Below are 24,925 nucleotides of genomic sequence, written 5' to 3' on the forward strand. Positions count from 1 at the left end.
ACTTGCACCAATGGCCAGATCATAGATTTCAGACATTTTACGGCATCTATATTCGGGGCATGTTTACCTCCGCCAATGAAAATAAAATCTTGTCGCTGTTCAAATGTTTTCCAACTGGTGTCATTATCAATTTCATTGATCATAAAAGGGAGTAACAACAATAGACTTTTATCTATTTTTAGAACTTCGGTCAGTAGTTCCATTTCATAGCTGGAAATGATCAGGGACAGATCACAGCGATATATACTGGCAATTTCCCGTTTGGTCTTGTCATCAGCTAACCAAGCATCTGTAGTAAATGGAATTTCTTTTTTAAAACACTGCTCCCTCACATGGCGCAGCGAATGCAGATCTTCCGTATCTAACACACGCACTGCATTGGGACAGTTTTCCGCCACGCGCCACCCAAATTGCTCTTCGGTCAAAAAACGATCGAACAGCACCACATCAGGATTTAACTCTTTTACAAAAACATCAAAAGAACTATCGTTCATTTTAATTTCTGCCGTTTGGTAACCCAAAGCATTCAAATCTTCTGAATATTCAGATGTTGAAGCCGCAGAAGCAATCGTAATCCGGTACCCTTGGTTTTTAAAAACCTGTAACAGTTGCATCATACGAACACCGGCCGCAGTAGAAGCAGGTTCTGGCCATACCAATGCGATTACAAGAAGGGTTTTGGGATGTTTTTTTAAGTACATTAAGTACAAAGTACGGGAAATGGTTGTTGGTCGGCAAGTTTATTACGTCATTGCAAGGAGCTTTTCGCAACGTGGCAATCTGTTCGTGGAATATTTGGAAGTAGTTTACAGTATTCAGTATCAGTGTACAGTCTCAGTTTCATTTTCTAATGTTTTAGTTTACTAAGTATTAAGTATAAAGTATTAAGTACGAAGTATTAAGTAGTTTGATTTACAATTTGTTAAGTAAGAATTGAGAAAATAGAAAATAGAAATTAGAGTATAGATTTTTTGTTTAATGAAATTTAGCAAAGCTAAATTTCCAACAACCAACAACTACTCCCATTCAATACCTAGTTCATCTAGCACTACTACACCATAATCGGTTTGGTCGAAAATAAATGAGATTTTTTGTAAACGATCGGACTTAAATTCCGGATTCTTACTTGTAAATACCTCCATAGGAAAATGATAGGTTTGCAACTGCACCTCCCAATCATCACCGATCATATCTTTATCTAAAAATTTAAACTTGGTAAATCTAGTTTTCAACGGCTTGGTAATACCATTTATATCGCTCACTTTTAAGGCACTGGTCTGTCCAAATTCATCTGTAAGCTTAATGGTGAAATCTAATTGAGGAACTTCTCTTGGCTCGTCATTCTTTTTCGCTTCCTTCTGTTCTTCGGTTAAATTAACATCTAACCACTCATGGTCACCTGCCCCAAGGGTAAATTGTAAACTGGCGTTTGCTGAAATGGGTAGCGAGTCTTGCTTGGATAGCTTAATGTCATAAACAGCTTTATCCGTAGACAAATGTGAATTCTCATAATCCCATCCAAGTATAACGGCATTGTTCTCTTGGCTACCTTTATCACGCGTAGGCAAGTTCTGCTCTTTCCAAAGCGCCATGTTCGTAGTTGATATCTGCGTACTATCTTTTGCCGTAGTTATATCTATATCTTCTTCAAAATCAGCAATGGTATGAAAATTAGAAGCTTCAAAAGAAGTAAGGTAATGCTCTACAGGCAACCACTTTTTGGCGCTAGCGACGTTCCTAAAAATAGAACGGTATTCTTGATTGTTTTTTAAAGAAGCCTCTGCAAACGCGCTGATAAATACTTTGGTAGCTTCTTGCTGTTCTTCTTCTTTTAATAAAGGTTGTAAATTCAATAACCATTTAGAAGGAGCTCCAAAATCCGAATTTCCCCAAGTAGAATTGAACTGCCCATGATTGGCATGGTGAATATATACGCCGGCCTTAAACCTGGAAATAGAATCTGTATACTGCAAACGGCGGTAGGGCCTCATACCCCAAAAGCTCACTTCATCCGCATCATAAGAACCTTGTAAGCTCAAAAAATTGATATTTTTCAAAACTATTTTACGATCATACCTATAGTCTGTTGGCGCAAGAGCTACTACCCCTTTGATATTAAAATTAAAATTAAATTTCTCTTTGGCCTGATCAGGAAAATAAGGTAGCGGATTATAGGCTGCCGCAATAGAAACCGCCTCACCACCACGGGAATGCCCAACGAGCATAATATTGTCCATATCCACTTTATTGGAAAGCTCATGCCCTACTTCACCATTCCAGTTTCTCCATTGCTCCAAGTGCTTTAACAACAACCAGGCACGGGCAGGCATTTCTTTTCCCCTAAAATCGCCGGACCAATGACCGTTTAAAAAGTTCTCATCTACAGAAACGGCAATAATTCCCCTACTCGCCAATAAACTCCCCAAATAGCCATAACCATCATCGGAGTAATCTATCATACTATGATTGCCATGTACGATTAAGGTCAAAGGAAAAGGTCCGTCGCCCTCTGGCATATATACCCTTCCATTTAAAGGAAAGTTTTTAGCCCCAAAACCCCAGTACTGTTCGCGCCATTTTTTCTTTTTATCCTTCCAATCGGGAATTAACAGGGAACCATCAACAGTATTTGTTTTAAACTTTACGCCGCTTGAAAATTCCTCTCGTTGTTCATCTGTACCGCTGCCATAGGTAAATGTTTTAACGGTATAAGAACCTTCTGCAGCTGGATTATTGATCGATACTTCTGGAAGTAATGACCGAACTTCTTCGGCAAAAGCAAGAGGTGTTTCCTTTTCGTACGGATCTGTACCATCATTTGACAAAGCATAAAATACATACCCCACAGCAATGAAAGTGATGAAAAGAAAAAGACTTGAAAATGCGTTACGTTTTAGTTGATACCTGTATAAAGCAATGCAAAATACAATACCCAATGCTATGATGGCACTATAGAACAAGGTTGGCCAGCCAAATCCAAAATATTTTAAAATGGTTAGAACAGCAACAGTACTAAGTACGGCCGTTGTAGATTTCAATGGAATTGTACCCAATGCCCTACCAATAAGGTTTAAGAGACCGTAAATCGTCAAATTGATCAACAAACCAATAATGATGGCAATACACATCATTACAAGAGGATGCCAGCCAGTTAAAAAATGATAGCCGGTAATGCCGTAAAAGATAATTGTTAAAACAAGGATAAATAGAAGTAAGTTGTTTTTCATTAGTTGAGCGCATTCTAGTGATTCAAGCACTTGAATTTAACCAACTTCTAGCGATTTAGATAACGCTGTGTCCATTTTTCAAAATAAGACAATAAAGACCTCTTTAGAATATAGAATTGGTAACCATATAAGAGATAATTCTGAATACCCAATGCCCTGTAAAAATCACATTTTGGCGGCGAACATCTTTGAAATCTTAGAACGTAGTTTACGTTCATAATCTTCTTCTAGCCACTCTTTGTAGTTCTTGGTATTGTTCATAATACAATACGAATACTGACGCACACGATATTTGATCTCTTCTTTCAGTTTTTTGGCCAGGATGCGGGCGTCAAAGACGTCTTCAGAATTTTCTACACATATTTTTGCATGCTGCTGAATACTTCTTTCTAGCACCAGTTTAGATTTTTCACCGTTGGCAAAGCTCTTTTTATATTCCGCCTTAATATCAAAATCGATATCAGTAGAATTTGCAAATTCGGCACGAAGATCAGCGGGCATTTCATAAACGAATTCACGTTCTATCTCTTCATCGTTCTTAATATTCTCCAAGTAGAAATCTGGAAAATGGAAAATTTCCTGCCAGTCTATACCAGCGTTCCAAAGTCCAAAACGGGCAACATTGTTACCCATATCTATAACATTGAATTCTTGTTTGTTAGGCAGGTATCTAGAGCCACGACCGATCATTTGAAAATAAAGGGTCAATGAACGTGTAGCACGGTTCAAAATAATGGTCTCCACACTTGGTTCGTCAAAACCTGTAGTCAATATACTCACAGAAGTAAGGATGGCATCGGGCGTTTCTTTAAACCATTTTAGAATCTCTTTTCGCTCCGCAGCATTGTTCTTATTATCTAAGTGGCGAATATTATAGCCGGCTTTTCTAAAAGTCTCACAAACATACCTAGAAGTGTTGATACCATTGTTGAATATAAGCGTTTTGGTACCTTTTGCTATTTCATTATAGGCAGATACAAGCTTGTTCAACATACTATGGTTACCATAAAGTTCATCTGAAGACTTCACCGTATAATCCCCGCTAATCCCCAATTTTAAGGATTGTAGGCTAACATCGTAATTATACATGTTCGCCTTGGCCAGGAACTTTTTCTGAATCAAGGATTCTATAGACTCGCCCACGATCAACTTTTTATAGTTGTCCTTCATGGGCAGCTTAATATTGGAGCTTAAAGGCGTTGCCGTTACCCCAAGTATAACCGAGTTTTCAAAAAACTTGAAAAGTTTACGGAAAGAGTTGTAATGCGCCTCATCAATAATAACGAGACCAATATTATTTATTTCAACCTTCTCTTCCTGTAATCTATTATTCAGTGTTTCTACCATGGCAACGAAACACATGAACTCATCTTGGTCCTGCCACTCTTTTACCTCACTATTTATTATTTTGTTCTTTACCCCAAACCCTTTCAACATTCTAGAGGTTTGTTGACTAAGTTCTATACGATGGGTAAGTACAATGACTTTTTTATTGGTCTTGGCAATATAACGTTTGGCAATCTCAGAAAACACCACGGTCTTACCGCCACCCGTAGGCAGTTGGTACAGTAGGTTAGAATTATCGCCGTTCTCTTCTAAATATTTAAAAATAGAATGTAGATCTTCCTCTTGATAATCGTACAGGGTTTTCTCAGTAGTATCGTTTTGTAGCTTCAAAAGGTTTGTAGGCGTTTATTTATGTTAATAATGCAAAAACCTTATAAAATTATAAGATTTTTATGGGTCTAGGAAATAAAAAACTTGAAAAAACAATTTTAGTATCCCTTGTCAGAATCTACTAAATTCTGCAGTTTTTCTGCGGAACCCAGCCTGTTGTAATTTTCTATAATCTGGGGAATTACAGAATTTGTATCAGAAACACTTGCGTAATGCGGAGTCATGTGAACCTTCCGGTGATTCCAAAACGGATGTGTTGCAGGCAATGGTTCCGTATGATAGACATCTAGACAAGCACCGGATAAATAATCTGAGTCTAACAAGGCGATCAAATCTTCATCTACCAAATGACCGCCACGGGCCAAATTGATAACAAATGCATTTTGGGGAAGTTGCGATAACAGTTCTTTGTTTAAAATACCTTTAGTAGCGGGAGTCAATGGAAGAAGACAGACCAATATATCCGTAGCCCTTAAAAAATCTTGCTGCCCTTGCGGCCCATAAAACGTTTTTACTCCTTCAATTTCCTTTTTGCTCCTACTCCAACCTTGCACATTAAAGTTGTAGGAAACAAGATCACGTGCCGTTAGTGCTCCCAATTCACCAAGACCTAAGATGCCAACGGTAACATCCTTTATTCTTAGATAATCTTTAGGTACCCAAACATTGGCCATCTGATCTAATTTGTAGGAATTCAAGTTTTTAAGATGAGCCAATATGACCGCCAATACATGTTCTGACATATCGCTGGCAAGGTATGGGTCTACAATGCGAGTAATGGGTATATTTTTGGGACGTGTATCATCTTCAAAAATATAATCTACACCGGCACCTGCAGAGGCAATACATTGTAGATTGGGATACTTTGGCAATGAACCCTTGGGGTGTTTCCAGATAACCGCCATGGTAATATCCTCCTTAGGGTGATCTTCTAGAAAACTATATACTTTTATACCGTTATGGGCATTCTGTAAGGCATTCTTCCAAAGGTCTATTCTATCATCTTGTCTAATTACTACAATGGCCATAGGTTAATCTATTATATCCAAGGCCTTTGAGAAATCCTCTTCAAAAAGCCATTTTTGATTTTGTGTTTCCGTATATATCTTTAAGATACGCTCCTTAAATTCAGGAAAGATTCCCTGAACCGTAGTAAATTGAATTACCTCGTTAAAAGAGTTAAGCATACTTTTATAAAAAGCATCCGGAACATTCTTCTCCGCTGAGAACGTTTGTGCAATTTCAAGATTATAGCACATAACATCCGCAATTAAATGAGGGTCTACCCCTAGTTTAATAAAATGCTTTAGAAATTTTTGGGCAACAGATCGTCTTGCTTTTGGCCTGCGTCTTTTTAACGGAAAATATTCATTGGCTATTTTAGCTTTTGCATCTTGTACCAATTTATCTTCTTTAGGGTTGAAGGCAAAATCGTAATAGGTCTTTACCGCAGGAAATTTTTCATACAGCTCAATAATTTGCTCTTCCAACGCCTTTTTAGGAAGCTTTGACAGGTAGGTTTTTAATGCCCGTTTACTCATAAAAGTTCAGTGTATATATTCAAAAATACGCTTTAAGGCAACAACCTCCTAAATCCTTAAATCTTTGTTAATGCTAACAAATGCTGTAGAAGTATAGTGAGATTCATTAGGAAATACCGATAAAAAGCGTTATACTGTACTCTTGTACAACTTCTAAATTCCATACATACATATGAGGCAACTAAAGATTATCAAGCAGGTAACGAATCGTGAATCGAAATCACTGGATAAATACTTGCAAGATATCAGTAAAATTGATTTGATTACAGCGAATGAAGAGGTAGAACTTGCGCAGAAGATTAGAGAAGGTAGTCAGGCAGCTTTGGAAAAATTGACCACAGCAAACTTGAGATTCGTAGTATCGGTAGCAAAACAGTACCAGAATCAAGGTCTTAAATTACCGGATTTGATCAACGAAGGAAATTTAGGCTTGGTTAAAGCAGCAAAAAGATTTGATGAAACAAGAGGATTTAAGTTTATATCCTATGCCGTTTGGTGGATCAGACAATCTATATTACAAGCTTTAGCGGAACAATCTAGAGTTGTTCGTTTGCCATTGAACAAAATTGGATCGATCAACAAAATAAAGAAGACATTTTCTTATTTAGAGCAGGCACATGAACGCCCGCCTTCTCCGGAAGAAATTGCAAAGGAATTGGAAATGACGGTTTCAGAAGTGAAACAATCGCTTAAAAATTCAGGTAGACATGTATCTATGGATGCACCCTTACGTGAAGGCGAAGATTCTAACCTATATGACGTTTTGCGTTCAGGTGAATCTCCAAGACCGGATAATATTTTATTACAACAGTCACTTAATACAGAAATTAATAGAGCATTGGACACCCTATCTCCTAGAGAAGCAGATGTTGTAAAACTTTACTACGGTATTGGTGATCAGCAGTCCATGACCTTGGCAGAAATAGGACAAACGTTCGATTTGACCAGGGAGCGTGTTAGACAAATTCGTGAAAAAGCAATACGTAAGCTACGTCATGCTTCTAGAAGCAAATTGCTAAAAACGTATTTAGGTTAATTATTTGTACTATTTATTAAAAAAGAAAGCGCCCGCATATAACGGGCGCTTTCTTTTTACTTAGTCTTTGGGTATACTAAGAATAGGTCAATTTGTTGATATTAAAGTTTACTAGGATGTTATTAAGATCCTGTATAAAATTTTGATACGATGAAAAATCTTGATTCTGATGTGCCATGAGAATATTTTTTTTGGTTAAGGTTTTTGGTCGATCTACATATAGTCCAACTCAGCTAATTCGTTGATACTAAGAATTTCGTTTAAGTCTTGAAGAAAAACTAGGTATTCTTCTCCGTAAGTGTCGTAAAGCATATTGCAGGTTTAAAAGTTAATCTTGATTTGGGTTTTTATCTTGAAGTAAATATATACCGATGTTAAGATCGTGACAACAAATTGTGGTGAACCAATTTAAAACTGTTGTAAAACATACACAAAAGTGTTGTTTAACGTTAAAAAATGTTAAACGCTAGGTTTTATAGGGGTTTAGAGAGGTGTATTTCATCCCGGTTATTGGTATTTAATCGATTTTTACCATAAAATCAATTCATTTCCAGCCAGTTATATCACAGGAACTTTATAAAACTCCACGAAAATCTCTTTATAATAAGGTTAAGTAAACTACATTTTTTCTTCAACAGGAAATATGGTCCCTTTAGGTATTGCTTTATAATACCCTGCGCACTTATACGTTTTAATATAACTGTATAAGTAGATTATTCTTATAACTTTGATAAAGATGATAACATTGAACTTATGAAGACATTTTCCCCTATTCTTTTAAGCTTAAAAATGGTAGTACTTATAAGTATACTATATACTTTACAACCGGTACAGGCTGCCAATATAAAAATTATACCAGCTAACGATTATGTATCGACTTCCACAACATTGGTATTGAACAGCCATAGCTTTAATACACATGAGCGTAGTACGTTCACCTACGCATCACAGACCGAAGCCATAGAACGTGGATTAACCATTGTTCATTTACAAGCAGGGAACACGTTCGAATTTAAGACCTTTGATACCTATGGTAGTAAAGAAGACGTACAGGCCTTTGTAGACGTACTTTCCAAACTGATAGATGACCAGGCAGTATTTGCAATTTTAGCACATGATTCAGCCGCTGCACAACTAACGGCTTTTCAAAAACAATTAAATACTTTGGGGTTTATACAATTGAGCAGCTTAAAAGGAAGACAAGCCTACATTATGCATAACAGTAACGGCATAATTACCGAAAAGATCAATGATAGTTCCATAACGGAAACCATTACAATATCTAAACCCTTAAGTGATAAGAAAACTTACTTTCCAAGAGAAGTTTATGAATTTGAATCGCACATAGATAGATACATTGCCCATGCCGGAGGAGAGATCAACGGGGTAAAATCTACCAACTCCAAGCACGCTTTAGACGAGAATTACAAAAAGGGATTTCGAAATTTTGAATTGGATATCATTGAAACCTCCGATGGAAAATTGGTAGCGGCACATGATTGGAACATGTGGGCACGTTTTACGGATTTTACAGGCAGCCTGCCCCCTACGCACAATCAGTTCATGGAACAAAAAATATATGGCGACTACACAACATTAGATATGGACGGTATAAATACCTGGTTTAAAAATCACCCAGATGCTACATTGATTACAGATAAGGTGAACGACCCAATAGCCTTTGCGAATGCTTTTGTTGACAAAGACCGTCTAATAATGGAACTTTTTAGCGTAATGGCCGTAGAAAAGGCATCTGAGCACGGCATACAAACCATGATTTCCCAAGAACCCTTATTGGCTATAAAAGGAGATAAAATTAATTTTCTGAAGGTGAACAACGTTAAGCATGTTGCCGTTTCTAGAAGAATTATTGCCAGTCAAAAAAAATTGATGCTTCAATTAAGGGATGCCGGGATAAAGGTTTATGTATTCAACGTAAATTTTGATATGGGCAAAGATGAGCAATATGTATATGATAATGAACTAGGACTGGTTTATGGTATGTATGCCGATAAATGGATACCCGCAATGAAGTCTAAAAATTAAACTCATACGTTAATCCTGCGGATATAGAATAAAAGTAGCTACCGGGATCAAAAGATTGCTCTTGGCGTAATACCCCTAAATTAGTTCTATAGGCACTTAAATTGTTTTTACTGGTGAATTGATATTCAAAACTTAAACGTTGCGATTCTATATAAAGTAATGTTTCTGCCAAGAGTTGATCCCCAGACGTAAACTGTCTAAGTTCTGGTGAGAACCCGAAGCCAACATTTAAACCCATATAGTTTTTGGCATCCTTAAGATATTTACGCACCAGTAAATTACCGGATACATTGGTCAAATTATTAGACTCAGGCGTTATATAGGAGCGTAAAGAGAAATAATAATTGCCTGTATAATAGCCCAAGGAGTTGGTAATAGATTTAACATCCCTAGTCGCAAAATTTATAATACGCCCCCCTGCCGAGAATTCAATTCCGCTTTTATGGTTGTAATATACATCACCACCAACCTTATGGTTAGGGTATAGATCAGATTCGGAATACCCATAATTTAAGTAGGCGTAAAATCCTTTGGCAATTTTAGGGTACAAATCTATATCTAACTGAATACCGTTCTTACCTATTCTGTTGCTATTATTTATTCTAGGTATTATAGCGCCATAAGGTGTTTGTCTTTTAAAGGAAATACTTGATGTTGTAATGGGATCAAAGCGTTTATCAAAAAACGTAACCGCACTATTGACCATAACGGTATTCTTCAATTTTTCTTCCGTAACGGGCGTTATGTGTTTATTTTCTTCACCTGCAACATTGGCATCTTTAATATCAACAGTTTTTTTACTATCGCCGAATGAGGTATTTATAACACTTGTTACATTAAACCAGCCTTTTTGGGCATAGGTAATACCCTGCACCCCATCGGTAGCTATATGCTGTAATCTTAATAGTTCCTTGTCGTTCTCTATAAATGTTAAAGCTTTGTTGGCAAGACCTAATGCAGTGGCAAAACGCTTTGCATATAATTCATTTTTAACTGCGGATATCCATGCTTCCCTATTGGCTTTGTTCTTTGATAAAATAGTGTTGAATTCAGACCTTGCCAGATCATAATCGCCTCTCCAGCTTAATGTACTTGCCCATAATATAGCCGTTTCAACTTTGGTCTCTCTCTCGTTCACCAAATTATATAGCATGTTATGCGCCGTATTGGTCTTACCCTCATATGCCAAAGCATAGGCAGTTTTAAAGGATGGAAGCTCATTTTGCATAGATTGACCGCTAACCCTGTAAATAAAGGAAAGTAAAACAAATAGGGTGATATGTAAACTGCACTTTTGCATTATTCTATGGATGCTAACGTATTTTCAGCATCTTTATTGGTTTTTTTATGAATTTGCAAACCTGCTTTTCGCGCAGAATTCCTAGCCCTGGAAATTTTGGTGGATATTTCATGGACACTAGCACTATTCTCTTGAACTATATCTACCAACGCAAGCCCTTCTGCATGCTTTTCGTACCAGAAGTACACATCAAAAAGTGCAGCGTAAGAATCTATATAGTTTGGGTTCATAGCAATACAGTCTTTCAAAATCTTGACAGACTCTTCATAATTACCTTTCCAAATATGTAATCTGCCCGTTAAAATCTTGGTATCTATATGGCTTGGAGATTCTGAAAGTATATAACGGCATAGCAACAGGGCATCATCCCACTTTCTATTAAAAGCCAAATCTCGCGCCTTAAAGAAAGAACGGTCAAAATTGCTTCCGTCGTAGATACTATTGATCCAAGTGATTTCTGCCGGAGTAAACTTTTCTTTCTGAACAGAAAAAATAGTTAAGCTATCCGGTATAATCTTGTTCTCTGTAGTCACGTAATGATTTACGGATTTAAATCTTTCCAAAGTTTTTTCTACAGAACCACCGCCAAATGTAGAACTGATATCCATATCTTCATCCAGTTCCATAATATCGCCATCGGTATATAATTTTTCCTTACTTATATACTCTTTCAACTCATTTTTGTTACGCATTAAAGGAATGTTCTTAGTAGACCTAAATGCGGTTTCCATGTCTAGCGCACCGCCCATCCAAGCAACTTTTTTTGGCATTTTTAATTCGTATGAATTTGAGAGCAACGCCAATATAGAAGGTGTAACATCAAAATGAGAAGAAATAGAACTCATTTTACGTGTTGTTTTTAGCATGGGGCTGTACATGATCAACGGTACGTGAAAACGACTAATATTATTACGTTGCGGTATGGGTATTAGCCTATGGTCTCCCGTAAATATAAAAATGGTATTCTCGTAATTTGGTTGGTTTTCATAAGATTCCATGAACCATTTTATGGCATCATCTGTATACAAAAGCGTGGCAAAAACATTATCGTTCTTTTTAATGATTTTTTCTGCCCTAGAGTCAAAATCACCCTTTGCCAAAATATCCTTTACCTTACCTTCAAAATATTCTTGATTTGGCGGTATAAAAGGTTCGTGCGTACTTATGGTCATGTAAACCTCTAGTCTAGGCTGATCTTTGCTTCTTTCTAAACTCAGACTTTTTTTAAACAATTCCTTATCAGGATATCCCCAAGAAGAACCTGCGGCATCCTCTGCCTGTTTTTGATATTTGTTTCCGAACCCAGATTTATCTAGCACAAAATCAACGTTTTCACTTCTTAAAAATCGGTCTACCTTATCAAAAGAACTATTGGTCCCTTGATAAAATGAGGTATGGTACCCATTATTTTTAAGTACACTGAACATGGTAAGCTTGTTGGGGTATTCTTCCAATTCCATAAACCCGCTTTTACCAAATGGCAATGAACCTAACAAGGACGGTAACACCCCAAAAGTTCTACCGGTGTTGCTCAAAAAATTCTCCCAGTATAATGATTTGGTCGTTAGGGAATCTAAATACGGTGTAAAACCGCCAAACTCGGCACCTTCACCCACAAAATCCCTTCCCAGACCTTCTACCATTACAAAAACGATATTTGGTTTCTCCTCTTTCAGCTCAAAATAATCTCCCAATACATTCTCAATATTGGGACCTTGCACCAACGGATATTCTTCTGTTGACGTGTATGAATTATCTTCTGTACTGGTCTGGTATACATTAACCGCCAAATACTGGACCTTGTTCTGGTTGATAGGTTTGCCATCTGTAAATAAGGAGGCCACAAAAAGGCTGAACAATACTATGGTAAAGGGATACATTCTACTAATTCTATGATAGAATTTAGAAGTTATCCTGTATAGTATTAAAAAGAGACCTACTAAGAAAACAGCTGTAATGAGCAGATAAACCGAAATCATAAAACCACCGGAATTTGCAATGGTTATCTTCACATCGGCATAACTATATCCCAAAATATCAGATCCCAAAGGAACTAATGTTGTACAGTAATATGCGGTAAGTACAGCTTCAATAATAAGTACCAGCGCCAATAACACAAAAACTAGGTTGAAGCCATATTTAGAACGTAAATTTTCCCAAAAATTAAACGGAAAAACCATTACGATGCCCATTAATGCCGTAAAACCGATCTGGTGTACTATGGCCTTTAATAGACTGACGGAAAATATAGTATCTATGACCCCTTTATAGTATAGCATACCATATTGAAAAAGCGTTAACACGAACAAACATCCAAAAAAGGATATCATAAGCCGTGTGTACTGCTTTAATGTATATCTATCTATACTACTTGTATTCATTATTGCTATGATGCTTTTGCAAAACCTTTTCTAACTTGGGATCCCCAACCAGACTTTATTTTGAACAATTTTTTATAGTTGCCCCTAACCGCGGCATAAACTACAATGGGGTGAAAAATGAAGGGCTCTAGAACGGCCAGGCCCATTAATATTAAAATATCCTTTGTTTTTCTATATTGATTATACGAATACACATCCCACAAAATGGCATAAAAGGAAATCATGATAGAGAACAGGAATATTGCCAGGGTAATCATAAAAAAGAACTCCCAATTAAGAATGCCCAAGTAGGCAAAAAGTATAATGGTAAAGAAGCCAAAGAACTCCAACAACGGTGACAGCCACTCATAAAAAAACCAATACGGGTAGCTCAATAGCCCCAGTCTACCGTATTTGGAATTGAACAACATATCTTTGTGCTTAAACAAGGTCTCCAGGTTGCCACGGGCCCAACGATCTCTTTGGTTCACTAAAATTTTAAGATCTTCCGGTACTTCTGTCCAACATAAAGGATCAGGGATATATTCTATGGTATATGGTTCTTTTCTGTCATGCATATAACGGCGCATTTTAAAAACAATTTCCATGTCCTCACCAACCGTATTCGTATCATAGCCGCCCACCGCCAAAGCAATTTCACGTTCAAAAAAACCAAATGCCCCAGAAATGATCAGTAAGCTATCTATTCTACCCCAGGCCATTCTGCCTAGAATAAAAGAACGGGTATACTCCAATAACTGAAATCTTGCCAACCAATTGCTGGGCAACCTAATTTCCTCAAGCTGACCACCTTGAATAACGCAAGAATTTGCGACCCGTATAACGCCACCAACGGCTATAACCCTTTTCTTTGAGCGTTGAAAAAATGATTTAACCACATGTAACAGGGCGTCTGGCTGCAAAAGACAATCAACATCAATACAACCCACATATTTACTGGTAGATAACGATACTCCCGCGTTTAAGGCATCAGATTTGCCACCGTTCATTTTATCTATAACCGTCAACTTTTCAAAAGCCCTATTTCTAGATTTGTAAATGCCACGAACTGGTTTAGATTTCCAATCTGGGTCCATTTCCACGTCAATTTTTTCTAGATCATAAGAATCTATAAGTTTCTGCAATGTATCGTCCTTGCTACCATCATTGACGACCATTACATCATAATTGACATATTGTAGTGATAATAAAGAGCGAATATTCTCTACAATAGTCAAACCTTCATTATATGCAGGTGCAATTATCGTAATGGTAGGAGCTAATGGCGAAGCCATTATTTTAGAAATATCCGTAAAACTATTTTTATTTCTGTAATGCAGTGAATTTCTTGTGGAGAAATACGCCATTAGGGAAAACAGTATAAATAGAATTATGGTGAATACAAAGAATACAAAATTGATGTATTCCAGTACCACACCAAATAGCTCGCTATCCATTTTTCTTGTTGTATAAAGAGTTGGACATAGCACATAGCTGATCGAACAATGTAGAACCTTGTTCTCTAGCAGAAGTATTCTTTTGCTCCGTAGGTTCTTTCATTTCAAGTTCAAAATCTAGATCAAATATGAATTCTTCATCTATGGATGACGTTGTCTTTTCCAACACATTTGACAAATGAGCTTTAATATGATCTAAAACTTCGGTAGCTTTTTCAACCAATAATTTTGATTCAGATTCCAAAATACTTTCAAGCAATTGAATTTCTTTCTGATCGCCAACGATCATCATCTCATTCAATAACACGAGTTTAGTCTCGTCATCGGCAAGATGATAAACCTCTGTAAATACACTTTCTGCAAGGTCATGATCATCAGAAAATAATTCACTTGGTCGCGGAGCTTGATAAGCAAATTTTTGAATTAATTCATTGGCCCTGTTTATAACAACATCAGAACTATGCTCGTCTATAATCTGGTATAACAATATCAGTTCACGGCAATCGCCCAGTTCAGCTATATTTTCTAACAAAACCATGGCATCAAGCTCTTCTTGAGGCATAAAATTTGGAGAAAAAGAAATACCATCATCTTCAAATGAGATAATTGTCTCTTCGGTATCGGCATCTGTAATCAGAACTCTATCGTCATTTTGCTCTTGCAAAGGTGCACTAAGGGTAGACCAGTCAATTTCGTCAATAATCATTTCTGATTCATCGCTATAATTCTCAGTAACTTTTTCCGTGTGTTCATAAGATATTGATGAATCATACAAATCAAACAACGGATTAAATTCTTCTTGTTCCAAAGCCACAACCTCTTCCTCTTCCTCTTCCTCTTCCTCTTGCACTGTAATTTCATCAACAACTAACGGTAGAAAATTGAAAGAAAATCCTTCTTCTAATTCTTCTTCTGGCTCTAGCTCGGCTTTATGTTCCACTAATTCAGCAACAGCTTCTTCCGTTTCTTCTATGTTGTCTTCATTAGAATAGTCACTTTTTATATGGGGTAAAAAGCTCAAGTCTATATCATCTATTGAATTTATTTTCCTATTCTCTAAAGGAAACAATTCATCCATTAATGCCTTTTCATCTAAACCAGCTTCTTCAGATACAACCTCTTCAACAAACTCTTCTTCTATAAATTTTTCTTCAGTTATTTCTTCACTAACAGCTTCTTCTGTCAGTTGACTAGAAATATCAACTTCATTGGAAGACCATGAAACCGACAAGTTTTCTGCTTGTTCAGAGGTGGCTGCGGTAGCAACTTCTATTTCAGTATCAATTTCATCAATGGTATTATGCAAAGGCATTTCTTCATGTATCTCGACTGATTTATCTTCAAAATCTGGAGATAATTCATCTAATTCAACATCATAAAAGTCTGTCGTTGCTATATTCTTTGTAGGCAAAATTCTTTCAGGATCAATTTTATTTAGTGTACCTATAACTTTACCTTTAATATTGAAGTTACGTTCGGTCAATTGTAAATTTTCCAAAAACGGGACATCTGCAATGGTACCCAATTCACCAATAGCATCTAGAATGGATATTTTAATATCATGGCTTGCCTTGGTGTATACAAGTTTTAGTGTAAGTAAGGCATTTACAAAATGGAATTCTTTGATGCACTCAATAGCCTCTGCCTGTATTTCTCTCTTTTTATGCTTCAATAAGGTGATAATAGACTGTTCAGCATCGCTTTGGTTATAATATTTAATTAAACGCAAAGCGAACAGCACCACGTGCGTATTGGTCGATGTTAGCCAAAGACCAAACTGAGGAGGTGTATAATTAGGTTTATGCCTAAGTACATCTAAAAGCTTTAATTGCTGCCATTCGGCAATTTTATATTTGGTGTTATCCAAAAAGTATTTAATACCCTCTTCCTTAAGATTGACCACTGCAATCTCTGCCTGTTTGCGAATGGTACTTTGGCGGTGATTAATGAATCTCACGATCAGTCCATAAGAATCCTCTACCTCCATGGTAGTCAATTCTAGAATTCCGCTAGAAACAACTTGCCATTTACTGCTTTTTAACTTTTCATATGCATCATGATGCAGTCCTAAATCTTGATATAATTCAATAAGAACCGATTGTGAATTGCCCGAAAGATCTTTTCTTAAATCTAACAATACCTCTGTCAGCACTTCTCTGTCAAAGTTGTTTTTGATCAACTCCCTAATTTGTACCTTAAGATTTAAGTAGTTCATTTTTTCCTCTTTGGTATTTGAGTCTTCATAGAATAAAAACTCATTGATCATTGGGGAGAACTCTACCTTTTTATCTTTTGTACGGCTATTTTTTAATGTAATTCTATTTCTAATAATGAACACACCGATAAAGTAAATTACGGCCAATACAAAAAATAGTATAGTCAGCCACCACAGGTATTCTAAATTGAATTCTGGGGCAGTAATCAGCGATATTTTAATTTGATTAGGGGGAATCAACAAATTTTATCTTATTTACTTATTTATCTCTCTTGCTATACGTACTAATAATTCTGTTGGACTTACCGGTTTAGTAATGAAATCATTTGCTCCCAATTCAAAAGCGGTCAGCACATTTTGTTCATTGCCCGCCGATGATATAATTATTATTGGTGTCTTTGATTTAAGTTCATTACGCACATAATCTATGAGTTCTATACCCGAGCAATAAGGCATCATAATATCGCTCACGATAATGTCCGGCATTTCATTTTTTAAATATTCCTTTACTTCTTTTCCGTTGGGTGAGTGATGCACCGAATAGCCACCTTTTTTAAGCCTAAAGTTCAATAAAGAGGCCAAAAGTTGATCATCATCTGCTAATAGTACACGTTTACCCATATTATTTCTTGTTCATTAATTTTAGGTCTTTGTCCAAATTATCTTCCAACATTGGATAATCGTTCAAGAACACATCATATAACTCCTTTACTTTTTCAAAATCATCTTTTTTACAGCTACTTTCCAGTTCAACGATTAAGTTGCGCATGCCATTGGCCTTTATCATGGCAAAACCAGCTTTTAGCTTATGGGCAGATAAAGCAATTTCTTTTAAGTTCTGGGTCTTTAAATGAATCTTTACATTGCCTATGAACTCAATGGCATTGAGTTTGAACAATTTCACCAATTCGTTCAACATATCTATTTCACCAAAACAATCTTTCATTAGGTGATTTAAATCTACTACAGTAGTTTCTTTAGGTTCTATCATAGGTTTTTGCAGTATTGATGAGAAATCTATCTGTTCAACTTTATGTTCTTTATATTTTAAAATGGTACTTAACAAATCATCTAACGTATATGGCTTTAACAGAAAATCGTTGATTCCTATTTCTTTGCAGTCCCTACTATCCTGTTCCGTAAAATCTGCACTAAAGGCAATGATGGGAACAGCACTTACTCTTGAGTTTTTATGGTCTCTAATGACTTTAGAAACCTCAAATCCGTTTTGCCCAGGCATTTTTAGATCCATTAGAATTAAATCTATTTTTCTAGAGGATAATAAATACAAGCCTTTATCCAAATCATTATCGGCATGAACGGTACAGCCCCATTGCGTTAATTGTTCAACAATTAAATGTTGGTTCATTTTGTTATCTTCAAATACCAAAATCTCGGTACCTTCCAATAGTTTTACATCCTTTTTAAAGGTGGATTTCTGTATTTTCCTTACAGGTGTAGCTGTGGGCTTGCCCATTGTATAGGGCAACCTAAACCTTACTGTGGTTCCCTTATCTACGTTACTATCAATTTCAATTTCACCGTTCAGCTTTTCTATGATCTCTTTTGTTATGGTCAACCCTAATCCTGTACCACCATATTTTTTTGCGATATCATCCTCTGCTTGGGTATACCCGTTAAAAATGGTTTCAATTTTTTCTGGAGATATACCAATACCCGTATCTGCCACAGAAAATTCTATTAGAAACTCATTGTTATTTCTTTGTTTTGTAAATACTTCTAGTTTTATGAATCCTCTTTCAACAAATTTTACTGCATTGCCCAAAAGGTTCAGTAATACTTGAGATAACTTAGAAGGATCACCCTTAACTATATTAGGTACATTTTCATCTATATCTATTAACAACTCTACGTTTCTATCCACAATTAAAGTTTCACATAAAAACATGACATCTTTAAGTAAGCTATGTAGATTAAAGTCAACAGACTCAAAATTTGTGTTGCCCGAAGAAATTTTAGAATATTCTAAAACTTCATTAATAAGTTTTAAAAGAGTGTTAGATGCAAACTGTATGGCCTGTACCTTTTTATGTTGTGCTTTAGTAAGCTTTTCTTCTTTTAAAAGATTGGCAAAACCTATAATACTATTCAATGGAGTACGAATTTCATGGCTAACGGTCGCTATTAACTGCTTTTCTGAAACCTCGTTTTTATTAGAAGCCCCGGTCTTTATTTCTACCGGCACGATCTGCTCCGCTTTTGGCGTATAAATGTGCTTTTCTAGACTTGATCGAAATGAATTAAAACTCTCCTTTAATTCTTTGGCCTCATGGGCATTTAGTTCCTCAAAAGAAAATTCACCCACTGTTCTTTCTAGTTGAGATAATTGACCAAGTAAATCCTTAGATTTTGAAATTGCCATAAATAGGTATTCTTTAGTTTAAGGGGGTTGTTATTTATAATTACCTAAAAATGGGTCAATACTATTGTGTGGACAATAAAAAGTTCTCAAAGGGTGGTTATTTGTTGTGAATACACTTAAATTGTAGGTCTAAACTACCTCTATGAAACAGCTTATCTATTTTTTGTGCTTTACGACCATTATTTCTTGTGGCGAGAAAAAAGAAAAAATTGAAGAAACTACGCTAGAAAAAGCACATCGAATTCACGATGAAGTTGTCACCATTGACACCCATAATGACATTAATGTCAAAAACTTTACAGACAGTGTAAATTACAGTCAGAAGCTAGATTCACAAGTTAATTTACCGAAGATGAAAGAAGGTGGTTTAGATGTCACTTGGTTGATCGTTTATACAGGTCAAGATACCCTTACGGAAGTAGGGTATATGAAAGCAAAAGAGAACGCAATGTCCAAATTTGAAGCTATCCATAAATTATGCGAAGAAATAGCACCCAACGACATTGAACTGGCATTAAATTCTGAAGATGTAAAACGTATTGTTGCTGCGGGCAAGAAAGCGGCCATGATCGGTGTTGAGAACGCTTACCCTATTGGTACGGATATGTCTCAGTTTAAAAAGTACCATGACTTGGGTGCCCGTTATATATCATTGGCACATAATGGCCATAGTCAATTTTCAGATTCAAATACAGGTGAGACAGATGATGTTTGGCTTCATAATGGTTTAAGTGATTTGGGTAAGCAAGCGGTAATGGAAATGAACAAGTTGGGTATTATGATAGATGTATCTCACCCATCAAAAGAAGCTATGAAACAGATGATCGCTTTATCAAAAGCTCCAATTATAGCTTCTCACTCCTCTGCACGTGCACTATGTGACCATAGCAGAAATTTAGATGACGAACAGTTATTGATGATGAAAGAAAATGGCGGTGTTGTGCAAACTGTAGCCTTTAGCTCATATTTAAATACGGAAAAGCATGAAGCTAGAGCAGCTTATATGAAATCAATATACCAACAGGTAGCAGATTCTTTAAATATTACCTGGTATGAGCGCTCTCAGTTTTCGAGTTTATCCGATGCTGAAAAAGAAGTCTTTATGGACAACTATCCTAAAGTCTTGAAAATAGGAAAGGAATTGGCAACTAAAAGACCTGATGCACCCAATGCCGTAGATGTTGGCGATTTTGTTGACCATATAGATTACATGGTAAAATTAATTGGCATTGACTACGTTGGCATCAGTTCTGACTTTGATGGTGGTGGCGGTATTGAAGGTTGGAGCGACGCTTCAGAAACCTTCAATGTAACCTTGGAACTTGTAGAAAGAGGCTACTCTAAAGAAGATATTGCAAAATTATGGGGCGGTAACCTAATGCGTGTACTTGATGACGTACAGGCCGTTGCAAAAGAAATGGGTGAAAGTTAATTATCTTCACCCATAGCCGCTAAACGGTCCTTTACAAATTCTATTTTAGTTTTACCATGTGCCGCTGGTTTACCATTTTCACCAAGGTTTACCATAATAATGTTGTCTACGGTAACAATTGTTTCATGGTTCATTTTATTACGCACCTCACAATTCAAGGTCAACGAAGTCTTACCGAACTTAACTACCTCTATACCAATTTCAATAACATCACCTTTTACAGCGGCGCTCATGAAATTAATCTCTGACATATATTTGGTAACTACCTTACCGTTTTCTAACTGAATAATGGCATAAAGTGCAGCCTCTTCATCTATCCAAGCCAATAATCTTCCTCCAAACAATGTTCCGTTAGAGTTTAAATCACCTGGCTTAACTAATTTTCTTGTATGAAATCTCATAGCTTTATTTTTGAAATTCTATGCCACAAAGTTAGGTCTAAAAATTCTCAAAACTACAATTTGAACAATCTAAGCAGACCGATTTGTCAATTGTAACAATAGCCTATTTATTAAGTTGCATATTAACAATTGTTGTGCAACAGTATTATTAGAACCCTAATTTTATGCTATTTATTTTGATTACCGACATAATGGACCAATTGTTTATAACAGGTTAAAAACTAATTACACCATTTAAATTTCAATTTTATCTAATACGTACCTTTAGAAAAGCAACTTTGGAATAAACCCGAAAAATTGAATTGAAAGCTTCATTAATAGAGCAATCATACATCAAAAAACATAAATCTCGGTTAACGAGCAAAATTAAAATATAATGGACAGGACACAGAAATTGCAATCTATTCGCCCTTTAATTGCCTCTGCCAAAATAATGCCCAATATGAGTGATGATGAACGTTTTCAAAACCAGACGTTACGGCCCATACTAAAATTACAGAACGATTTATTTCTAGCATCTTTTCAGAATTATATTAAAAAAATGAAAAATACGTTTTACGAGCTAAAACTTGAAAAACGTTTAGACTACGTTACCAAAGCCATTCAAAAAGACGTTAAATTCAGAAATTCTTTAAAAGGAATGATCATTGGTCAATTTACGGTAGAAGAATATGAACTTTATATTAAAAACTCTTCTGCCCTAAATAAAAGAATGATGAACATGGTAATAAAAAGAATTCAGGATCAGATTCAATATTTTGATACCTATGAGTTAGTCCAATAAAGACTCGCCATTTAAATTAGTGGTCAAAATAGAACTCATAAGATCAAAGTAAGGGCGTATGGCTATAAAGCTTTCATTTACCATAGCTGCAAAATCGGCGGACAATACCTCTTTGTCCGTAAAATTCTTAACGAAAATGAATTGCTTTTTACGTATAAATTTAATGTTGGGATCTTCCTTGTCAAATCCTTTTGGTGCAGTTTTTAATTCATCGCCAACCAATTCTCCCCAAATAGATTTAAATTTTTTATCATTAATTACATTGGTCAACTCTGCCGTATCTATCTCCCACTCTTTTCTTATACGAAGCAAATCCTCTTTTTCAGGATTCCAGAATCCGGTTGCAATAAAGCTATTTCCTGGCGCAATCTGCAAATAATAACCGCCTCTTCTATGTTTTCCAGCTCTAGCAAAAGAGGCTGAAAAATGGGTCTTATAGGGTGTTTTATTTTTAGAAAAACGTACATCCCTATAAATTCTGAAAATTTTTAATCTTTCAATTTCATCATGTTTTTTAAGGTTGTCAAGCATGTAATTAAAAAAACTTTTCACCTTAGTTTCTTCAGCTTTAAATTCAGCCTTATGTTCGGTGAACCACTCCCTATTATTGTTATTCTTTAGTTTATTTAAAAATTGAAAAGTACTTTTTGTAATATTCGTTTCTAACATTCGACTCAACTGTTGTGATTTTAAGCTAAAGTTAACCATTAGATGAGAAGTACTTTTTTTTATTTGGTTAATTTTGATGAACTAATGAAGACCCATGGACCATCGATCTATAATCGAAAAGATTAATACCCACAAAAAACAACCGAATTTAAGATTTCGCTTAAAAAAGAATACCGAAAAATTTACTGACCTTCTTTTTTATATGCTCTTTGATATTGAAACACCGGTTGCAGAAAGTCTAGATGCGCTAGAAAAACAATTTGATGAATTGGTAGACCTGGCGTGCTGGGAAAGTGATAAACCTTGTAAAAAGGTTTGGGAAAATTATGTAGAAAAATTACCCTTGGTACTAGAGAGTTTAAATTTAGATGCAGAGGCAACTGTAAATTGTGATCCAGCTTCTTTATCTATTGAAGAGGTTTATATGGCTTACCCTGGTTTTTATGCCATTTCGGTATACAGATTAGCGCATGAACTGTATAAAACAGGATTTCCATTAGTACCCCGTTTAATGACAGAGTATGCGCATAGACAAACAGGTGTTGACATTAACCCAGGCGCACAGATCGGAAAGTCTTTTCATATAGATCACGGCACCGGTGTCGTTATAGGTGAAACCGCAATTATAAAGAATGATGTAAAAATATACCAAGGTGTAACGCTAGGCGGACTTTTTGTTGCCAAAAACTTACAGCAGACCAAACGACACCCTACGATAGAGAATAATGTAACCATTTACGCCAATGCCACCATTTTAGGTGGTGAGACTATCATTGGCGCAAATAGCGTAATTGGTGGTAACGCTTGGATTACCGCATCTGTACCACCACATTCAACAGTTTTTCATACACCTGAAATTAAAATAAAAACATTACCCAATGTCTAATTCTTTAGTATCACTGATCGGTAACACGCCATTAGTAAAATCAAGAGTATTAAATACCAACCCCAATGTAGCTGTCTATTTTAAAATGGAAGGCCATAATCCTGGTGGTAGTGTTAAAGACCGTGCTGCCTATAACATGATCAAAACCGGTTACGATAATGGCGATTTTACTTCCAAAGACAAGTTAATTGAGGCCACCAGTGGCAACACAGGTATAGCCCTTGCTATGATTGCCGGTATATATGGTCTTGACATAGAATTGGTAATGCCAGAGAACTCTACCATAGAACGTGTACAGACAATGAGGGCATATGGCGCCAAAGTTACCTTGACATCTTCTGATGTAGGTATTGAAGGAGCTCGCGATTATGCCGAAAGTAAAGTAACAAATGAAGGGTATATAATGATGAACCAGTTTGGCAACCCCAATAATTGGAAAGCACATTATAAAACCACCGGACCGGAAATATGGAACGATACAGATGGCAAAGTCACCCATTTTGTTTCTGCCATGGGTACTACGGGCACCATCATGGGTACATCTACTTATCTAAAAGAAAAAAATAGCGATATTAAAATTGTAGGTGTGCAGCCTAGCGATAATGCCAGTATTCCAGGCATTAGAAAATGGCCACAAGAATACTTGCCAAAAATATTCGATGCAAAAAAAGTTGATCGCATTATGGAAGTCAATGAAATAGAAGCCAAGGAAATGGCTAGAAAATTGGCTAAAGAAGAAGGTATTTTTTCAGGTATGAGTAGTGGCGGCGCAGCTACAGTAGCGTTACGTTTAGCTCAAGAGTTAGACCACGGGGTCATTGTTTCAATAGTGTGCGATCGCGGCGATCGTTACCTGTCATCAAACTTGTTCGATTAACTTTTTTAAATTACAATGAAACAAAAAAAGAGCCGTAATAACGGCTCTTTTTTGCATCCTGTTGGGTAAGTTTATTTTTCTAACATCTCTGTTTCATTTGGCTTACTATATTCTTCAACCAAAAATTCCAAGTTTTCACCATGTTCGTTGGTAAAAACATATGTTGTTTTATTGTCCATCGTTTCTTTACTCTTTAAGTTGATATTTTCAACAACCTTTAAATTATCCCCTTCGTTCATTGCAACAACTAGTTCATCATTCTTGGAGACCAAAACAAAATCTTCTGGTGTTTTAGATTCATAACTAAATACGATTTTTTCATCAAAGGCATCGTCATCGTCGTTATCTATATTTACCGTTTTAATAAGGGTAGCAACGCTATCCACTATCCTATCTTGGTCTACCTTTCCCTCGTCATCTTTTGAACGTTCTATGGTATTTAATCGTTTTGTAGTAATCTCCACCGTATTCTTTACCAGTTTTTTACCGTCATTTACCGTATAAGATTTTGAAATTTTAGTATCTAATACTTCCTGATTGTCCTCTTGTGCCATTACCGTTCCCGTTACTAATAACAGTCCTGCAATTGACATATACATAGTTCTAATTTTCATATATAAAATTTTAAATTAAT

General features: G+C 36.1%; 19 protein-coding genes and 1 pseudogene. 6 read left to right on the forward strand and 14 right to left on the reverse strand.

Annotation, left to right across the window (positions count from 1 at the left end; genetic code table 11):
- The 5 genes and pseudogenes from QZ657_RS01210 to QZ657_RS01230 form a co-directional block, all read right to left on the reverse strand.
- A pseudogene (locus tag QZ657_RS01210) lies at positions 1 to 701 on the reverse strand (glycosyltransferase); the annotation flags it as partial.
- A gap of 315 nt (positions 702 to 1,016) precedes the next feature.
- Positions 1,017 to 3,227 (reverse strand): hypothetical protein, encoded by a 2,211-nt coding sequence (locus tag QZ657_RS01215; RefSeq protein WP_291964429.1) that lies wholly within the window; start codon positions 3,225 to 3,227, stop codon positions 1,017 to 1,019.
- Positions 3,228 to 3,392: 165 nt separating this feature from the next.
- Positions 3,393 to 4,904, reverse strand: a complete 1,512-nt coding sequence (locus tag QZ657_RS01220; RefSeq protein ID WP_276472561.1) for a DEAD/DEAH box helicase — start codon at positions 4,902 to 4,904, stop codon at positions 3,393 to 3,395.
- 98 nt (positions 4,905 to 5,002) lie between these two features.
- Entirely contained in the window at positions 5,003 to 5,932 is a 930-nt protein-coding gene (locus tag QZ657_RS01225) for a 2-hydroxyacid dehydrogenase (protein ID WP_291964432.1), read from the reverse strand.
- Positions 5,933 to 5,935: 3 nt separating this feature from the next.
- Positions 5,936 to 6,445 (reverse strand): DUF6155 family protein, encoded by a 510-nt coding sequence (locus QZ657_RS01230; RefSeq protein ID WP_291964434.1) that lies wholly within the window; start codon positions 6,443 to 6,445, stop codon positions 5,936 to 5,938.
- A 172-nt stretch (positions 6,446 to 6,617) separates the two neighbouring features.
- On the opposite strand from QZ657_RS01230, the gene QZ657_RS01235 reads away from it, so the two are divergent.
- Positions 6,618 to 7,481: an RNA polymerase sigma factor RpoD/SigA gene (locus QZ657_RS01235; protein ID WP_036154298.1), complete on the forward strand. Its 864-nt coding sequence runs from the start codon at positions 6,618 to 6,620 to the stop codon at positions 7,479 to 7,481.
- A gap of 753 nt (positions 7,482 to 8,234) precedes the next feature.
- Complete coding sequence (locus QZ657_RS01240) at positions 8,235 to 9,527, forward strand: interleukin-like EMT inducer domain-containing protein (protein ID WP_291964436.1); 1,293 nt, start codon at positions 8,235 to 8,237, stop codon at positions 9,525 to 9,527.
- On the opposite strand, the gene QZ657_RS01245 is transcribed toward QZ657_RS01240, so the two are convergent.
- From QZ657_RS01245 to QZ657_RS01270, 6 genes are read right to left on the reverse strand one after another with little or no spacing between them, the layout of a single operon-like run.
- Positions 9,517 to 10,827 carry a YaiO family outer membrane beta-barrel protein gene (locus QZ657_RS01245; RefSeq protein WP_291964438.1) on the reverse strand — a complete coding sequence of 437 codons (1,311 nt, stop codon included), beginning with the start codon at positions 10,825 to 10,827 and terminating at the stop codon, positions 9,517 to 9,519. The two genes, QZ657_RS01240 and QZ657_RS01245, sit on opposite strands and share 11 nt — an antisense overlap.
- Complete coding sequence (locus tag QZ657_RS01250) at positions 10,827 to 13,208, reverse strand: sulfatase-like hydrolase/transferase (protein WP_291964440.1); 2,382 nt, start codon at positions 13,206 to 13,208, stop codon at positions 10,827 to 10,829. The genes QZ657_RS01245 and QZ657_RS01250 overlap by 1 nt, the downstream gene beginning before the upstream one ends.
- A gap of 5 nt (positions 13,209 to 13,213) precedes the next feature.
- Positions 13,214 to 14,644, reverse strand: a complete 1,431-nt coding sequence (locus tag QZ657_RS01255; RefSeq protein ID WP_276472567.1) for a glycosyltransferase family 2 protein — start codon at positions 14,642 to 14,644, stop codon at positions 13,214 to 13,216.
- Positions 14,637 to 17,099 carry a HEAT repeat domain-containing protein gene (locus QZ657_RS01260; protein WP_291964442.1) on the reverse strand — a complete coding sequence of 821 codons (2,463 nt, stop codon included), beginning with the start codon at positions 17,097 to 17,099 and terminating at the stop codon, positions 14,637 to 14,639. Before QZ657_RS01260 ends, QZ657_RS01255 begins: the two co-directional genes overlap by 8 nt.
- 15 nt (positions 17,100 to 17,114) lie before the next feature.
- Positions 17,115 to 17,480, reverse strand: a complete 366-nt coding sequence (locus tag QZ657_RS01265; RefSeq protein ID WP_276472569.1) for a response regulator transcription factor — start codon at positions 17,478 to 17,480, stop codon at positions 17,115 to 17,117.
- A gap of 1 nt (position 17,481) precedes the next feature.
- Complete coding sequence (locus QZ657_RS01270; protein WP_291964444.1) at positions 17,482 to 19,242, reverse strand: sensor histidine kinase; 1,761 nt, start codon at positions 19,240 to 19,242, stop codon at positions 17,482 to 17,484.
- 142 nt (positions 19,243 to 19,384) lie between these two features.
- Here QZ657_RS01270 and QZ657_RS01275 point away from each other — a divergent pair, with 142 nt between their 5' ends.
- Positions 19,385 to 20,674: a dipeptidase gene (locus tag QZ657_RS01275; protein WP_291964446.1), complete on the forward strand. Its 1,290-nt coding sequence runs from the start codon at positions 19,385 to 19,387 to the stop codon at positions 20,672 to 20,674.
- Here QZ657_RS01275 and QZ657_RS01280 read toward each other — a convergent pair.
- Positions 20,671 to 21,075, reverse strand: a complete 405-nt coding sequence (locus QZ657_RS01280) for an acyl-CoA thioesterase (protein ID WP_276472572.1) — start codon at positions 21,073 to 21,075, stop codon at positions 20,671 to 20,673. The genes QZ657_RS01275 and QZ657_RS01280 overlap by 4 nt on opposite strands.
- Before the next feature lie 373 nt (positions 21,076 to 21,448).
- Here QZ657_RS01280 and QZ657_RS01285 point away from each other — a divergent pair, with 373 nt between their 5' ends.
- Positions 21,449 to 21,859 (forward strand): glyoxalase, encoded by a 411-nt coding sequence (locus QZ657_RS01285; protein WP_412759659.1) that lies wholly within the window; start codon positions 21,449 to 21,451, stop codon positions 21,857 to 21,859.
- On the opposite strand, the gene QZ657_RS01290 is transcribed toward QZ657_RS01285, so the two are convergent.
- Positions 21,848 to 22,528 (reverse strand): DUF2461 domain-containing protein, encoded by a 681-nt coding sequence (locus QZ657_RS01290; protein ID WP_291961760.1) that lies wholly within the window; start codon positions 22,526 to 22,528, stop codon positions 21,848 to 21,850. The two genes, QZ657_RS01285 and QZ657_RS01290, sit on opposite strands and share 12 nt — an antisense overlap.
- Before the next feature lie 94 nt (positions 22,529 to 22,622).
- On the opposite strand from QZ657_RS01290, the gene epsC reads away from it, so the two are divergent.
- Both epsC and cysM read left to right on the forward strand, forming a co-directional pair.
- Positions 22,623 to 23,414: a serine O-acetyltransferase EpsC gene (gene epsC / locus QZ657_RS01295; RefSeq protein WP_276472575.1), complete on the forward strand. Its 792-nt coding sequence runs from the start codon at positions 22,623 to 22,625 to the stop codon at positions 23,412 to 23,414.
- Positions 23,407 to 24,291: a cysteine synthase CysM gene (cysM, locus tag QZ657_RS01300; protein WP_291964448.1), complete on the forward strand. Its 885-nt coding sequence runs from the start codon at positions 23,407 to 23,409 to the stop codon at positions 24,289 to 24,291. Before epsC ends, cysM begins: the two co-directional genes overlap by 8 nt.
- A 71-nt stretch (positions 24,292 to 24,362) precedes the next feature.
- Here the strand turns inward: cysM and QZ657_RS01305 are convergent, their stop codons facing one another.
- The gene (locus QZ657_RS01305) at positions 24,363 to 24,905 is read right to left on the reverse strand and encodes a hypothetical protein (RefSeq protein ID WP_291964450.1); all 543 of its coding nucleotides are present in this window, start codon (positions 24,903 to 24,905) and stop codon (positions 24,363 to 24,365) included.
- Positions 24,906 to 24,925 lie beyond the last annotated feature (20 nt).

Source organism: Maribacter sp. (genome assembly GCA_020629415.1).
Classification (GTDB): Bacteria; Bacteroidota; Bacteroidia; order Flavobacteriales; family Flavobacteriaceae; genus Maribacter; species Maribacter huludaoensis.